The organism is Pseudomonas sp. E6002 (assembly GCF_013385565.1).
Taxonomy (GTDB): Bacteria; Pseudomonadota; Gammaproteobacteria; order Pseudomonadales; family Pseudomonadaceae; genus Aquipseudomonas.
In genome coordinates this window covers 9296-24102 of sequence record NZ_JACAPT010000019.1, presented here as the reverse complement: position 1 = coordinate 24102, position 14807 = coordinate 9296, and the positions used below count along the sequence as shown (strand labels likewise).

Sequence of the window (14807 nt, the reverse complement as noted above, 5' to 3'; positions counted from 1 at the left end):
TGGCAGGCCCACGTCTGATGCGCGGGGCCTGCGGAGGCTGGGGTCATCGCATATACACGCCCCCGGCGATGCACAATGATTCGCCTGTTATGTAGGAGGGTTTGGCGCTCAGTTGCCAGACCCAGTCGGCGATTTCTTCGACCCGCGCGGCGCGTTTCAAGGGGATCGATTCGATGGCGGCCTCGATGCGCCCGCCGGCACGGGTGCCTTCGGTGTCCACCCAGCCCGGGGCCAGTGCGTTGACCACAATATTGTCGCCGGCCAGTTCGATGGCCAGGGAGCGGGTCATCGACACCACAGCAGCCTTGGAGGCGCTGTAGAGCAACTGGTTTTTCGACACGGTGAACGCATCCACCGAGGCGAAGAACACGATAGCGCCTCCGCCGGCGGCTTTCAGGTGACGGGTGCCGATACGTGCGATGTTCAGTGAGCCCAGCACGTTGATGTCGAATATCTTGCGGTACAGCGCTTCGCTGAAGCTATCCAGGGATGACGTGGGAAAGATCCCCGCCGCATTCACTACGGCTCGCAGCGGTGCCTTGCCGTCCAGGGCGGCATCGAGGGTACGGGCCAGTGTGGCCTCCTGGGTGATGTCGCCGACCACTGGCGAAAACAAGGGGCTCGCCGGCTGTGTGCTGGGTGTTACGTCCACAGCGACGACGTGCCAGCCTTCGGCCTGAAAGCGCTGTGCGACGGCCTGGCCCATGCCCGAGGACGTCCCGGTGACGATAACGCTGGAGTGCGGTGCAGTGTTCATAAGGGCTATCCGATCAGGCGTATTGAGGAAGAGGGGTGCCGGGTTGCAGAGCCAGTTCCAGCACATCCAGTTGGCGCTGGGTCTCCTGGTAGTTGCTCAGCCATTCGCGCTTGACGATATCGATGCGTGAGTCGGCCGGCTGCAACTGGGCAAACTTCGCCGCCAGGCCTTGCATGCCACGCTCGCGCAGGGTGAGAAAGCGCATCACTAGCCGGGTCTGCTCGCAATACACCGGCCATTGCGGGCCACGTGGGGCGCCCAGGCCGATGTAGAACAGGCCTTCCAGGTTGGTCGGCAAGGTCATCGCGGCGGTACGCAGCGGAACACCGTCGCGCCATTGCAGCAGGCGTTCATCGAGGAACGGCAGGCGCGTGTTGAAACCGGTAGCCCAGACGATGGTGTCGTAATCGACCTGGCTGCCATCGGTGAACGTGACAGTCTTGCCCTGGATGCTCTCGATACCCGGTGCGACCTTGATTCGGCCGTGCTGGATCCAGTACAGCAGCAAGGTGTTGACCACCGGCGGTTGCGCATCCAGGTCGTAGGTATCCGGCGCCGGTAGCCCGGGGTAATTCTTGTGGGTGCCGACGCTGGCCATGATCAGTATGTTCATGAGCATGTTCTGCTGTTCTGGCGGCAATTGCCCCAGCAGCGGCAGCTCGCCCCGGGGCAGGCCGAACAGGGTCTTGGGCTGGAACAGCTGGCCGCGTCGGATCGCAATGGTGGTGTCCAGGCGAGCCTGGGCGGCATCTACTGCGAGGTCGCATCCGGAGTTGCCAAACCCCACCACCAGCACCTTGCCTTGCACCTGCTGCACATTGCGGTATTCGCCGGAGTGAATCGACACGCCGGTGAACCCCTTGCTTACTTGCGGGATCTTGCAATCCCACAGGTGACCGTTGGCCACCAGCACGCCGCTGTAGTGTTTGTGGGTGCCGTCTGCCAGGGTCACCTGCCAGCCCGCTTCGCCGTTCTCGTCCAGGGGCTTCAGGCTGCGCACTTCGGTGTTGAAGGTGATCTTTTCGCGCAGGCCGAAGGTGTCGGTGTAGGCGTTCATGTACGCCTTGACCTGATCGCGGCTCGGGTACACCGGATAGTCAGCGGGCATCGGGAACCCGTCAAAGAAGGAACTGCTCTTGGGGGTGATCAGGTGCAAGGCATCGTAGTCGCTGTTCCAGTGACCGCCGATGTTCGCGGACTTTTCGAAGCAGTCCACCTCGAAACCGGCATCGGTCATGGTCTTCAGCGCCGCCAGCCCTGCGGCCCCGGCACCAATGATGCAGTAGTGATTGGACATGCTGGCTCCCCATTCAAGCGCCTGTTGTGGCGTCGGTGGCTGGAGTATCCCGCTCGGCAAGAGGTGGATGAATGGGCTAAGTCATGTGTTTCCTATAGGTGATCCCTATGGCTAGAGCGTCTCCAGGTGCGCATACAGGTTCTGGATGCGGCTCAAGTGGCTGCGCATCAGGTTGATCAGCACCCGGGTGGGCGGCGAAATAGGCGTGTCGTGGCGATGGATAAAGCCGAATACCTCGAAGATCGCCGGGCTGATCGGCACCCAGCCCAAGCGATCATTGAAGCCCAGCTGATGCAGGATCGGGCGCGTGGCAATCACATCGCCGAGCCCGCGCGCAGCCAGCTCGAAGCCGGTGATCTGGTGCTCCACTTCGATGATCGGGTCCAGCACCTCGCCGCCCTTGGACGCCAATTGCCCCAACAACCGGCGAATCGGGTCGGCGGTGCGCCAGCGCGCCTCGGTGAGAATCAACGGTGCCACCGCCAGGTCGCTGATGGTTTTCGGGCCCTTGAGTCGCTCCGGGTCGGCACTGATATAGCCGACCTGGGCCGACCAGACCGGCTCGCTGACGGTCAGGTTCTGCTGCTTGATCGGCAGCATCACCAGCCCCGCTTCAATTTCGCCCTGGCTCACCAGCTCGGCGATTTCCGAGGAGTTGTAGCCGACGATCTTGATCCGCATATCCGGGTGCTGGGTGCGGAACTGCTCGATCAGGTCTGTGAGGAAATAGTGGTGGGCGGTGCCGAAGGTGCCAAAACTGGCCACGCCACCGGACAGTTCACGCACAGCCTGCACCGCTTCATAGCCCTGGCGTGCTGACGTCACCATGCCTTGTGCAAACGGCTGCAGGCGGCGTCCGGCTTCGGTGAGCATCAGTCGGCGATTGGTGCGGATGAACACGTGGGTACCCAGGTGTTCCTCAAGCCGCAGGATCTGCTCGGACAATGAGGGTTGGGAAATATGCAGGCTTTCCGCCGCCTTGGAGAACGTACCGTGCTCGATGGCGGCGAGAAAGTAGTTGAGCTGTTGTAAGGTCATCGCGCTGAACCGTTACCTGTTTGGCTCAACATGACACAGATCAAAGCTGTCGCGAAGAATCAATCACGCCACACGGGCATGCCGTATTCGTCAATTGTCCAGTGCGGGTGGCGCGGTCGCAGGCAGACGCCACCTACCCAGCGTTCTTCCGTTGCATGATCCGGCCAGTAGGCTGCGCCGTTCAGAACCTGGCGACCCAGCGCAGTCAGCGCCAACACCCGCTGCGGCCATTGCAATTGGGCCCCGGACTCGATCAACAGGGGATTCTCGCCATCGATCAACGGCCGCATCAGCGCATGAAACATCATGTCTCCCAGGTACGGCAGCGGTTCACGCTTGCCCATCAGCTCGGCGAACACCCGGCCAAACGGCACCGGCCCGGCCTCATCCACGTAGTGCAGGGACAGGCGCTCGGTCAGTGACAAACCGTCCCGCACACCCGGTAACTCCTGCAACTGCCGACGCAACGCCGGGGCCAGCAAGGGCAGGGCTGTATGGTTGCTCTGGGCCAGTTCCGCCAGCTTGACCGGCGAACTGTCGCAGTACGCCAGCCAGGCCTGCCGCGCCAGCTTCAGCATGTCCTCATCGACCCGCCGACGCTGCGGCCACAGCCACGCCAATACTTCAGGCGCCAGTTGGCCGATGCCGATAAAACGCTGCACGCCGGGGATACGATCGACTTCGATCAACTCCAGTTTTTCAGGCAGATGCTCAAGCCCAGCCAGCGCGCGAATCAGGAACAACTGATCGTACGCATCCGCCTCACACCACAACACGCTGTGGCCGGCGCTGCCCAGTTGTTCAAGATGGTGATATTCGTCCGCATGCCGGCGTGCCACTTCGGCCTCATCCATGGCAAACACCTGGCTGATATAGCGGCTGCGAACGGCCTGGTATTGCTCGGCAGGCAGGTCCTGCACCGGGCCCATGCACAATGGGTCAATCAGCATCCGGAAGCGGCCCTTGAACCCCGCCACGCCCAGGCTGTGGGCGATATCGTTGCCGCAGCGCCAGTGGGTGGTGCGGGCTTCATCGCTGGCGTCGAAACCTGGATGGCGGGCGGCAAAATCCACCGCATCGACGTGGGCCTTGAGCTTGGGCCAGCTGGGAAAACCGAGTTCCTTGGCGATCGACCATTGGGCATCGGATAAGGTCGGGGTTGCGGCGGCATCGGCGCTTTTCAGGCGCTGCAAAAGTTCCTTGGCGCGCTTGCGCTGCTGCTCAAGGTTGATACGGCCGTTAGTGGACGAGAATGATTGCGACATACGATCTCCTTGTACAAACCTTGTCCGCTTTAAGGTTGGGAGTCGTAGAAATGTGATATTCAGTCAAGGTCTTGGGCGCAGCCCTTTCCGCGGATGGTGGCGTAGATGGCGCCAGGCGGGAAATATAGGCAGTGCAATGATTGATTGCAAGCCGCCCGGTGGATCGCGCCGGGGTTTTGCACAGGAGACGTTCATGAAAGTTGGTGTGATTTCCGATACCCACGGCTTGCTCCGCGCCGAGGCCTTGGCGGCCCTGGAAGGGTGCGAGCAGATTGTTCACGCAGGGGACATCGGTAGCCCGGAGATCCTTGAGTTGCTGGCCTCGATTGCGCCATTGCATGTGGTGCGCGGCAATAACGACCTCGACGCCGCGTGGGCAGAGCATTTGGCTGATCGGCTGGATTTTGACCTGAACGGCTGGCGGGCGTTGCTGGTGCATGACATTGCCGATGTGCCGAAGGAGCTTGATCCGGGCATCCGGCTGGTGATCACTGGCCACTCTCACAAACCATTGATCGAGTGGCACGGCGAGCGGCTGTTTCTCAACCCTGGCAGTGCAGGGCGGCGACGTTTCAAGTTGCCGGTGACCCTGGCGTTGCTTGAGGTGCGCGAGAAATCCATCAAGCCGCGCCTGGTGTCGCTGGAGCCCAAGCGCTGAAGAACGCTGAGGCGAGGGGGCTTGCTGTGGCGAGGGAGCTTGCTCCCGCTGGGCTGCGCAGCAGCCCCAAGAAATTAACGGTGTTTTTTCAGGTGTATCGCAGTGGCTTTATTGGGGCCGCTTCGCAGCCCAGCGGGAGCAAGCTCCCTCGCCACGGGGGACGTGCCCTGTCTTACCATTTGCGTCTGAATCAGGAACAAGGATCATCAACGCCATGAGCGTATTAGTCGAAACCCGGGCGCTCACGCGGATGGACGAGCGCCGCCAGCTGCAACTGCTGCAGCCCACGAACTTCCTGTTGCACCGCGCCGACCGCATCTCCATCACCGGCTCGTCCGGCTCCGGCAAAAGTGTATTCCTTCGGGCACTCGCCTTGCTCGACGCGCCGACCTCAGGGGATATCCTCTGGAACGGGCAGCCCATCGCCAACGCGCAAGTCCCGCAGTATCGCAGCCGCATCAGCTACCTCTCCCAACGCCCGGCGCTGATCGAAGGCACGGTGGAAGACAACTTGCGTTTCCCCTACAGCCTCAAGGCCTTGCATCACCTGAGTTTCGACCCGCAGGCGGTCAAGGCGCTGCTGGCCCACGCGGGCAAGGAGTCGGGCTTTCTGGCAAAAAATGCCGGGGATTTATCCGGTGGTGAGTCCCAGGTGGTGTCACTGATCCGTACCCTGCAACTCAATCCCGATGTGCTGTTGCTGGACGAACCTACCGCCGCTCTCGACCCGGCATCGTCCGGGGAGGTCGAGGCGTTGATCAGTGCCTGGGCCGAAGCGGATAGCGCTCACGCCTATATCTGGGTGTCCCACGACCTTGAGCAGGCGCAACGCATGAGCACCACCCATTTGCATATGGACGCCGGCGTGCTGACGGGGGCCGTGCAGCCATGAATTATCACGACCTCACGGCACTGGACATGGCCATCGCCGCCTCGCTGATCCTGATCAACGGTGCGCTGTCGCTGTTGTTGCGGCTGGGGCTGGAGCGTCAGCTGTTCTGGGCGGCTGTGCGCACGGTGGTGCAGTTGTTGGCGATCGGTTACCTGCTGGGCTGGGTCTTTGAATTTGCCTACTGGTATGTGGTGCTGCCGCTGATGTGCCTGATGACTCTGATCGCCGGGCTCTCGGCTGCCGGGCGTGGGAAGCGGACCTATGCGGGGCAGCGGGCCGACAGCATTGTGTCGGTGTGGGGCAGTTCCTGGTTGGTGACGGCTGTTGGCCTGTTCGCGATTATCCGGATTCACCCGTGGTACGAGCCGCAGTATGCGATTCCGATCCTTGGGATGATTCTGGGTAATACGCTTACCGGGGTGTCTCTGGGGATTGAGCGTATGACTCAGGAGCTGACCTCCGGTCGCAATACCATCGAGATGATTCTGGCCCTCGGTGGTTCACGCTGGGAGGCGGCGCAGGATGCGATTCGCCAGGCTGTGCGGGCCGGGATGATTCCGACGCTGAACCAGATGACGGTGGTGGGGATTGTGAGCTTGCCGGGGATGATGACTGGCCAGGTGCTGGCCGGGGAAAGTCCGGTGGACGCGGTGCGTTATCAGATTGTGATTATGTTTTTGATCGCTGCGTCGTCGGCGTTGGGCACGGTAGGTGCAGTGTTGCTGACCTACCGTCGACTGTTTTCAGCCAGCCATCGTTTCCTGCGGTTCAGGCTCGAAGAGCGGGTGTAGCGCAGGCGCTATCGGATCCCCAAAATGCACCGCAACCCTGTGGGAGCTGTCGAGGTCCGGTTCAATCACCCACACCAAAATCCAGCAACACCTTCATCGCCTGGCTCTTGTCCGCCGCCAGTTCAAACGCCTGCACCGCCTCGCTGAACGGCACGGTGTGGGAGATCACCGGACGCACATCAATCACCTGGCGATTGAGCAAATCCACCGCCTGGGCAAACTCCGAATGGAAGCGGAAGGTGCCCCGCAAGTCGATCTCTCTGCTCACCAGCATATTCAACGGCAGCGAGACCTCGCCACCCAGACCGACCGTCACCAGCACGCTGCGCGGGGCCATGCACTCCAGGCCGTTGCGCAGGGCCTGGGCGCTGCCGGAGACTTCGAACATCACGTCGAAGTAGCCTTTTTCGGCGGTATACCGCTTCAACGCGTCGGCGTCTTCCGCCAGGTTATGAGTACGGCTGGCGCCCATTTTTTCGGCGCAGGCCAAGGGCCCGGCAGCCAGGTCCACCGCAACAATTTCCCTCGCGCCCGCTGTCCGCAGGCTGCCGATCAACAGGTTGCCGATGGGCCCGCACCCGGTGACCAATACCCGTTTGCCGGACACCACCCCGGCGCGCTGGATGGCATGCAAACCCACAGACAACGGTTCAGCCATTGCACCCTCGGCAAGGCTCACATGATCGGCCAGCAGATGCGCCTGGTGCGTTTCGATCACCAGGCTTTGTTGAAACGCACCCTGCACGTGAGGGAAGGGCATCGCGCTGCCGTAGAAACGCATGTTCAGGCAATGGTTCGGCAGCCCTTGATGGCAATAACGGCAACGCCCGCAAGGCCGCGACGGCGAGACCGACAAGCGTTGGCCAATCTTGAACGGCCCGTCTTCACGGCCCACCGCCTCGATCACCGCCGACACTTCGTGGCCGAGCACCATCGGCTCGCGCAACCGCACGGTGCCGAAGCCGCCGTGCTGGTAGTAATGAAGGTCCGAGCCGCAGATCCCGCCCCGGGCAATGCGCACCCGCAGTTGGTCGGGCGTCAGTGCCTGGGGTTCGGTTTGCGGTTCTACCCGCAGGTCTTTCGAGGCATGGCAGACAATCGCGTGCACGAAATTCTCCAGGTTACAGCGAGGCGGTGATGCCACCGTCCACGTACAGGATATGACCGTTGACGAAACTTGCCGCGTCGCTGGCAAGGAATACCGCAGCGCCCGCCAGTTCGGCGACGTCACCCCAGCGCCGGCTCGGTGTGCGCTGCACCAGCCAGTCGCTGAATTCGGGGTTGGCCACCAGGTTGGCGTTCAGTTCGGTCTTGAAATAGCCGGGGCCGATGCCATTGACCGTCAGCCCGTGGGGGCCCCAGTCGATGGCCATGCCTTTGGTGAGCATTTTCAGCGCACCTTTGCTGGCGGCATACGGGGCGATGCCCGGGCGCCCCAGTTCGCTTTGCACCGAGCAGATATTGATGATGCGCCCCCGCTTGCGCGGGATCATCGCCCGGGCCACGGCCTGGCCGACCAGGAAGGCGCTGTCCAGGTTGGTGCTCATCAACTCGCGCCAGTGGGTTTCGCTGTAGTCCTCCAGCGGCCCGCGACGTTGCATGCCCGCGTTGTTGACGAGGATGTCCAGCGGGCCCAGGCGCTCTTCGATCTCCGCCACGGCGGCCAACACCGCCGCGCCGTCGGTGACATCGAACGCCTGGGTGTGCACCTCCAGGCCTTCCGCCGCCAGCAACGCGGCACTGTCACGCAAGGTGCTGCGGTTGCGCCCGTTGAGCACTACCCGTGCGCCAGCCTGGGCCAGGCCACGGGCGATGGCCAGGCCGATGCCGGCGCTGGAGCCGGTGATCAAGGCCAGGCGGCCATCGAGGCGGAAACTGTCTAAAACACGCTGCATGGGGCGATCTCCGAAGACTGAGACAGGTGATCAACACTATCAATCCGAGTGCGGGGCGCCGCTCTCATTGTTATACGTCAAACCCTGTCATATCGTGCATCACGGGCCTTACTTCAGCGCAGCCAGGGCCCGGCGTCCAATTTTCATTTGTGATGGGGTGATCAATAACCGTGATAACCGGAGCCAACCTGATGGAACTCAAGCACCTGCGCGCCTTTGTCGTGCTCGCCCAGGAACTGCATTTCGGCCGGGCGGCCGCGCAGTTGTCGATCGTGCAACCGGCGCTGAGCATGCAGATCAAACTGCTCGAAAGCGGCCTGGGCGTGCGCCTGCTCGACCGCAACCGGCACTCGGTCACACTGACGGAAGCCGGGCGGGTGTTTCTGCCGGAAGCCCGCGCCACCCTGCACCAGGCTGCCCGCGCCGCCGATGCCGCCCGGGCTTCGAACCGCGGGGAGATCGGCCGGGTGCGCCTGGGATTTGTCTCGTCGGTATTGCCGCAATTGCTGCCCGGGTTGATTCGTGCGGTGCACCAGCGCTACCCGCGAATTGAACTGGAGCTCAAGGACATGCCCGGCCCGGATCAGGCGGCTGCGTTGAAAAACGGCCAGCTGGATTTCGGCCTGATGCGTTTGCCGGCGGCCTATCCCGGCGTGCAGACCCTTGAGGTGCTGCAGGAAAGCTGGCGACCCAGGAAACCATTCAGCCGACGGACTTGCTCAAGGTGCCGGTGTTCATCCTGGCCCGGCGTTATGCACCGGGTTTCTACGATGAATTCGTGCAGGCGATGGGCGTGCCGCTGGAGATCGCCTCCGAACTCGGCGAGTTCACCACCATGCTGGCGCTGGTCTCGGCCGGGCTGGGTGTGGGTGTGTTGCCGCTGCAGGCGGCCCGGGCGCTGCCGGCCAATTGCGTGTCCAGGCACCTGGCGTTGGGGGCGTTCCGGGCCAGGACCGGCCTGGCGTGGACCGAGCTCGACAGCCCGGTGAAAACCACCCTGTTCAACCTGATCGACGGGTTGTTTGGCGATTGATTGTTTCATCCGGTGAAATGCTGGATTGTAAAAACTGGCTATTCTGCTGTGTGCCGTAGCGGTGGAACATAAGCGTCATCGACCCGATCACCGGGTCGAGTCCCTGGCACATCGCGGAGCCCGTCATGATCAAACTGTACCGTTACCCCTTGTCTGGCCATTCCCACCGGGTTGAGTTGATGCTGTCGCTGCTGGGCGTGCCCGCTGAGCGGGTGCACGTCGATCTGAAGCAAGGCGCGCACAAAACCCCTGAGTTCCTGGCCACCCTCAACAGCTTCGGCCAGGTGCCGGTGATCGATGATAACGGCGTGGTGCTGGCGGACTCCAACGCGATCCTGGTGTACCTCGCCGGCCAATATGGCACCGCCCAGTGGCTGCCGACCGAGCCTTTGGCCCAGGCCCGTGTGCAGCGTTGGCTCTCGGCTGCGGCAGGACCACTGCACACCGGGCCGGCTGCGGCGCGATTGATCACTGTGTTCGGTGCCGCGCTGGATGCCGAGGCGACCATCAGCCGCTCCCACGCATTCCTCAAAGTGGTAGAGCACCAGTTGGAGCAGGGCCGTTTTCTCACCGGTGACCTGCCGACGATTGCCGATATCGCGCACTACACCTACATCGCCCATGCGCCGGAGGGGAATGTCGCGCTGGACGACTATCCGCAGGTTCGCGCCTGGCTGGGCAGTATCGAGGCGCTGCAGGGGTTTGTGGGTATGCAACGCACCGCTGTGGGCCTGGCGAAGGTTTGAAGATTTTGTGGCGAGGGAGCTTGCTCCCGCTGGACCGGGCTGGCGCTCCAGTGCGCAGCGCTCCCAGGATTTTGGGGCCGCTACGCTGCCCAGCGGGAGCAAGCTCCCTCGCCACAACCGCTCCCAAGCCACTGGTTTGGTGGACCACATTCGATTAAGGGGACCCATGGACCGTTTCCAGGAAATGCAGATTTTCCTCGCCGTCGCCGAAGAACAGGGCTTTGCCGCGGCGGCCCGGCGCCTGAACATCTCGCCCCCCAGCGTGACCCGCGCGATTGCCGCGATGGAGGCGCGTATTGGCACCCAGTTGCTTTCGCGCACCACCCGCAGCCTGCACCTGAGCGAGGCCGGCCAGCGTTACCTGGACGATTGCCGGCGCATCCTCGCGGAGTTGACTGAGGCCGAAGAAGCGGCAGCAGGCAGCTTCTCGATCCCGTGGGGGCACCTGACGGTCACCGCGCCGGTGTTGTTCGGCGAGTTGTTCGTCGCGCCAATCCTGGGGGAGTACCTGGACCTGTTTGCCCAGGTCAGCATCAACGCCTTGCTGGTGGACCGTGTGGTCAACATGACCGATGAAGGCGTCGATGTGGCCGTGCGCATCGGGCATTTGCAGGAACCCGGCCAGCAGGCGATCAAGGTCGGCGAGGTGCGTCGCGTAGTGTGCGCGGCGCCGGCTTACCTTGAGCGGCACCGGCCACTGCACCCCGGGCAACTGCGTGAGGCGAAGATTGTCACGTCGTCTTCCAGCCAGTTGGTCAGCGAATGGCAGTTCAGGGAAGGCGGCCAGCCGTTGAGCGTGGCCGTTGAGCCGCGCCTGGTAGTCACCGCCAACAACGCGGCGATCAACCTCGCGCGCCTGGGCTGGGGCGTCACACGGGTGTTGTCTTATCAGGTGGCCAGCGATGTGCGTGCAGGCGCACTGGAGATCATCCTGCAAGACTTCGAACCGCCGGCCTTGCCGATCCATGTGGTGTTCCAGAACAACGCCCGGGTACCGGCGAAGGTCAACACGTTCGTGGATTTTCTGGTCAGCCGGCTGGGGCAGGATGCTGCGCTCAACCCATCGATGCAGCGGCCGGCCTGATGGACCGTTATCGCGACATGCAGATCTTCCAGGCGCTGTCCCGGCAGCCGAGCCTGGCCGCGGCTGCCCGCTCCCTGGGCATCTCGGGGCCCACTGTGATCCGCGCGATTGACCGGCTGGAGACGCGCTTGCGGGTGCCATTGGTACAGCGCAGCACCCGGGGCATTCGCCTCACCGAAGCCGGGGCGACGTTCATGGCCGACTGTTCGCGGATCCTTGACGGCGTGAGCGCCGCCGAAGCGTCTGCCCAAGGCTCGCATGCGCAGGCCGAGGGAAACCTGCGGGTGTTTTTTCCGTTGCTGTTCAGCCGTTATGTGATGGCGCCGCTGTTGGCCGGCTACCTGGAGCGCTATCCCGGAGTCCGCCTGTTTGCCCATTACCACGATCATTATCCGAACCTGAATGAAGACGGCCTGGACGTGGCAGTCCTGGTGGGGGAACTGCCCGGTTCATCCCTGATTGCCCGGCCCGTGGGCCATGTGCGCAACATCGTCTGCGCCAGCCCCGGCTATCTGCAAAGCCATGGCGAACCGGTGCAACCGGAGGCGCTCAAGGAGCATCGGCTGGTCGCCAGCCAGGCGTATTCGAATTGGGTGCAGTGGGATTTCCAGGGCGCCAGCATCAAGGCCCGGGCGCGTCTCGGTTGCACCACGGTGCAGGGCGCGATCAATGCGGCGGTGCAGGGCGCAGGGTTGATCCGGTGCTTGAGCTACCCGGTCCACGAGCACCTGGCGAGCGGGCAACTGTGTCGAGTATTGCAGGCCCATGAACCGCCGCCGCTGCCGGTGCATGTGGTCTACCGCGAAGGGCGCAACGCTTCGATGCGGGTGCGCAGTTTTGTCGATTTCAGCGTGGCGGCATTGCGTGAACATCCGGCGTTTCATTCACCGAGGGCTTGATCATGAATCACCAGGACGCGTCCCCCGTTTCGCCATGGCATGCCGGCGAGCGGCAGTTGCAGCAAAGTGCCGGCGTGGCCGAGCGCATGGAGGTGATCGGCGCGAAGGTGATACGGGATCACTTGCCGGAGCAGCATCGGGCTTTTTATGAGTTGTTGCCCTATCTGGTCGTGGGGGCCGTGGATGAGCAGGGGCTGCCCTGGGCCACGCTGCTGGAGGGCACGCCGGGGTTTGCGTATTCGCCGGACCCCTACAGCTTGCGTATCGACAGCCTGCCTGCGGAGAGTGACCCCGCCGGGAGCGGGCTGAAACAAGGCGCGTCGGTCGGGCTGTTGGGCATTGACCTGAATACGCGGCGGCGTAATCGCATGAACGGGGTTATCGGGGCTGCCGGCGTCGACGGATTTACCGTGGCGGTGGTGCACACGTTTGGAAATTGCCCGAAGTACATCCAGTTGCGTGCGGTGGATCCGGGTGCCCGGGGGCAGCGCGCTGCTAAAGGTATTGTGCGGCGCGCGAACTCGCTCGATGACGCTGACCGGGCGCTGATTCGCAGCGCTGATACGTTTTTCGTCGCCAGCTATGTGGACCTGGAAGGAGATGCGGCCAAGCGTTCGGTGGACGTTTCACACCGAGGCGGCAACAGTGGGTTTGTGCGGTTGGAGGGAGAGGTGCTGACGATTCCCGATTTTACCGGCAACTCGTTTTTCAACACCTTGGGCAATGTGCAGGTCAACCCGGTTGCGGGCTTGCTGTTTGTGGATTTTGCTACGGGTGATGTGTTGCAGGTGGTCGGGCGGGCCGAGGTGATTCTTGAAGGAGATGAACTGGCCACGTTCGAGGGGGCTGAGCGGTTGTGGAAGGTGACCGTGGAACACGTGGTCCGACGGGATGCGGCGCTGGCGCTGCGTTGGCAGTTCGAGGGGTTTTCTCCCTACAGCCTGGCGTTGGGGCCGTGGAAAGCCTGAGAGTGCTGCCGAGCCACTCGTGCGACTGAGTTAAAACTCAATTGCGCGGTAGGCGGTGTTTGGTGTCGGGGAATGACGCGATACTCCGTCGGGTTTTTGCCTGCCCAATAAAGGGCTGTCCCGAGGTTTCCCAATGAATGCACCAAGCCGCCTTGCGCTGCTGATCACCGCCACGGCTGCCCTCAGCGCCTGTGGCGATTCCTCCAAACTGCCGTTTCAGGCCGGTGTGGGGCCAAGCCCGCAACTGCCCGAACCCACTGCATCACTGATCCCGACACTCAAGGTTTCCAAGGCTGTCGGCTGGTCCGGTAATGCCCAGCCAACGGCGCCCGATGGGTTCACGGTAACGGCGTTGGCCGCGGACCTTGACCATCCGCGCTGGGTGTACACCTTGCCCAATGGCGACGTGCTGGTAGCCGAGAGTAACCATCCGCCCATGCCTGAAGGTGCCACGGACGGCGGCACGGGTTTGCTCGCCTGGGCGCGTCGTACCGCGATGGGGTTTGTGATGGGGCGGGTCGGTGCCGATACGCCGAGCGCCGACCGGATCACGCTGCTGCGGGACGCCGACGGTGATGGGCGTGCCGAGGTGAAGAGTGAGTTTCTCGGTGGGCTGACGTCGCCGTTTGGCATGGCGTTGGTGGGGGATGAGTTGTATATCGGCAATGCCGATGCGGTGGTCAAGGTGCCTTATGTTCGGGGCCAGACTCACATCTATGCCGTGCCGGTGAAGGTCACTGATCTGCCGGCCGGGATCAATCATCACTGGACCAAAAACGTCCTGGCCAATCCTGAGGGTACCAAGCTTTATGTGACCGTCGGGTCCAACAGCAATGTGGGTGAGAATGGGCTTGACGCCGAGGAAGGGCGTGCTGCGATCTGGGAGTTGGATCTTGCCAGTGGGCAGAAGCGTCTGTTCGCCAGTGGGTTGCGCAATCCCAATGGGCTGGCGTGGAAACCCGGCTCTACGCAGTTGTGGACGGTGGTCAACGAGCGCGACGAGATCGGCAGCGATCTGGTGCCGGATTACCTGACGTCGGTGCGGGACGGCGCGTTCTACGGTTGGCCGTGGAGTTATTACGGGGCTCACGTTGACAGCCGGGTGCAGCCGCCGCGTCCGGACAAGGTCGCCCAGGCGATTGCACCGGACTACGCGCTGGGGACTCACGTTGCGCCGTTGGGCCTGACGTTTTCCGATGCGCGGGGGATGCCAGCGGTGTTTGCCGATGGGGTGTTTGTGGGGGAGCATGGATCCTGGAACCGTAATCCGCAGGCGGGGTACAAGGTGGTGTTTATTCCGTTCCGGGACGGAAAGCCGTCGGGTGTGCCTGTTGATTTCCTGACTGGGTTTTTAAATGGTGATGGAGAGGCTCAGGGGCGTCCGGTGGGTGTAGCGTTGGACGGCCAGGGCGCGTTGCTGGTGGCGGATGATGTGGGGAACAAGGTGTGGCGGGTGGCACTGGTAAGGCCTTAGGGTTTTGCTC

Annotated in this window: 14 protein-coding genes and 1 pseudogene; 9 read left to right on the top strand and 6 right to left on the bottom strand. The window is 62.9% G+C overall.

Annotated features, from left to right (window positions below):
* Positions 1-43 precede the first annotated feature (43 nt).
* From HX815_RS16450 to HX815_RS16435, 4 genes are all read right to left on the bottom strand, one after another.
* Positions 44-757: an SDR family NAD(P)-dependent oxidoreductase gene (locus HX815_RS16450; RefSeq protein WP_003208289.1), complete on the bottom strand. Its 714-nt coding sequence runs from the start codon at positions 755-757 to the stop codon at positions 44-46.
* 13 nt (positions 758-770) lie between these two features.
* Complete coding sequence (locus HX815_RS16445) at positions 771-2054, bottom strand: NAD(P)/FAD-dependent oxidoreductase (protein WP_177028584.1); 1284 nt, start codon at positions 2052-2054, stop codon at positions 771-773.
* 111 nt (positions 2055-2165) lie between these two features.
* Positions 2166-3092, bottom strand: coding sequence for a LysR family transcriptional regulator (locus tag HX815_RS16440; RefSeq protein ID WP_003208286.1), 927 nt, complete (start codon positions 3090-3092; stop codon positions 2166-2168).
* A 59-nt stretch (positions 3093-3151) separates the two neighbouring features.
* Positions 3152-4357, bottom strand: a complete 1206-nt coding sequence (locus HX815_RS16435; protein WP_177028583.1) for a DUF1835 domain-containing protein — start codon at positions 4355-4357, stop codon at positions 3152-3154.
* A 193-nt stretch (positions 4358-4550) separates the two neighbouring features.
* On the opposite strand from HX815_RS16435, the gene HX815_RS16430 reads away from it, so the two are divergent.
* The 3 genes from HX815_RS16430 (at position 4551) to fetB (ending at position 6698) form a co-directional block, all read left to right on the top strand.
* Positions 4551-5015: a metallophosphoesterase family protein gene (locus tag HX815_RS16430; RefSeq protein WP_003208282.1), complete on the top strand. Its 465-nt coding sequence runs from the start codon at positions 4551-4553 to the stop codon at positions 5013-5015.
* 214 nt (positions 5016-5229) lie between these two features.
* Positions 5230-5907 (top strand): ATP-binding cassette domain-containing protein, encoded by a 678-nt coding sequence (locus HX815_RS16425; RefSeq protein ID WP_177028582.1) that lies wholly within the window; start codon positions 5230-5232, stop codon positions 5905-5907.
* Positions 5904-6698 (top strand): iron export ABC transporter permease subunit FetB, encoded by a 795-nt coding sequence (fetB, locus tag HX815_RS16420; RefSeq protein WP_003208279.1) that lies wholly within the window; start codon positions 5904-5906, stop codon positions 6696-6698. Before HX815_RS16425 ends, fetB begins: the two co-directional genes overlap by 4 nt.
* A gap of 61 nt (positions 6699-6759) precedes the next feature.
* On the opposite strand, the gene HX815_RS16415 is transcribed toward fetB, so the two are convergent.
* Both HX815_RS16415 and HX815_RS16410 read right to left on the bottom strand, forming a co-directional pair.
* On the bottom strand, positions 6760-7806 hold the full coding sequence (locus HX815_RS16415; protein WP_177028581.1) for an L-idonate 5-dehydrogenase: 1047 nt from the start codon (positions 7804-7806) through the stop codon (positions 6760-6762).
* Positions 7807-7819: 13 nt separating this feature from the next.
* Positions 7820-8593: a glucose 1-dehydrogenase gene (locus tag HX815_RS16410; RefSeq protein ID WP_087692542.1), complete on the bottom strand. Its 774-nt coding sequence runs from the start codon at positions 8591-8593 to the stop codon at positions 7820-7822.
* 191 nt (positions 8594-8784) lie between these two features.
* On the opposite strand from HX815_RS16410, the pseudogene HX815_RS16405 reads away from it, so the two are divergent.
* From HX815_RS16405 to HX815_RS16380, 6 genes and pseudogenes are all read left to right on the top strand, one after another.
* Positions 8785-9626 (top strand): annotated as a pseudogene (locus tag HX815_RS16405) (LysR family transcriptional regulator).
* A gap of 125 nt (positions 9627-9751) precedes the next feature.
* Positions 9752-10372 (top strand): glutathione S-transferase family protein, encoded by a 621-nt coding sequence (locus HX815_RS16400; protein ID WP_177028580.1) that lies wholly within the window; start codon positions 9752-9754, stop codon positions 10370-10372.
* A 166-nt stretch (positions 10373-10538) separates the two neighbouring features.
* Complete coding sequence (locus HX815_RS16395; protein ID WP_003208270.1) at positions 10539-11456, top strand: LysR family transcriptional regulator; 918 nt, start codon at positions 10539-10541, stop codon at positions 11454-11456.
* Entirely contained in the window at positions 11456-12355 is a 900-nt protein-coding gene (locus HX815_RS16390) for a LysR family transcriptional regulator (RefSeq protein WP_177028579.1), read from the top strand. Before HX815_RS16395 ends, HX815_RS16390 begins: the two co-directional genes overlap by 1 nt.
* A 2-nt stretch (positions 12356-12357) precedes the next feature.
* On the top strand, positions 12358-13323 hold the full coding sequence (locus HX815_RS16385) for a pyridoxamine 5'-phosphate oxidase family protein (RefSeq protein WP_177028578.1): 966 nt from the start codon (positions 12358-12360) through the stop codon (positions 13321-13323).
* Between the two features lie 133 nt (positions 13324-13456).
* Entirely contained in the window at positions 13457-14797 is a 1341-nt protein-coding gene (locus tag HX815_RS16380; protein ID WP_177028577.1) for a sorbosone dehydrogenase family protein, read from the top strand.
* Positions 14798-14807: the final 10 nt, after the last annotated feature.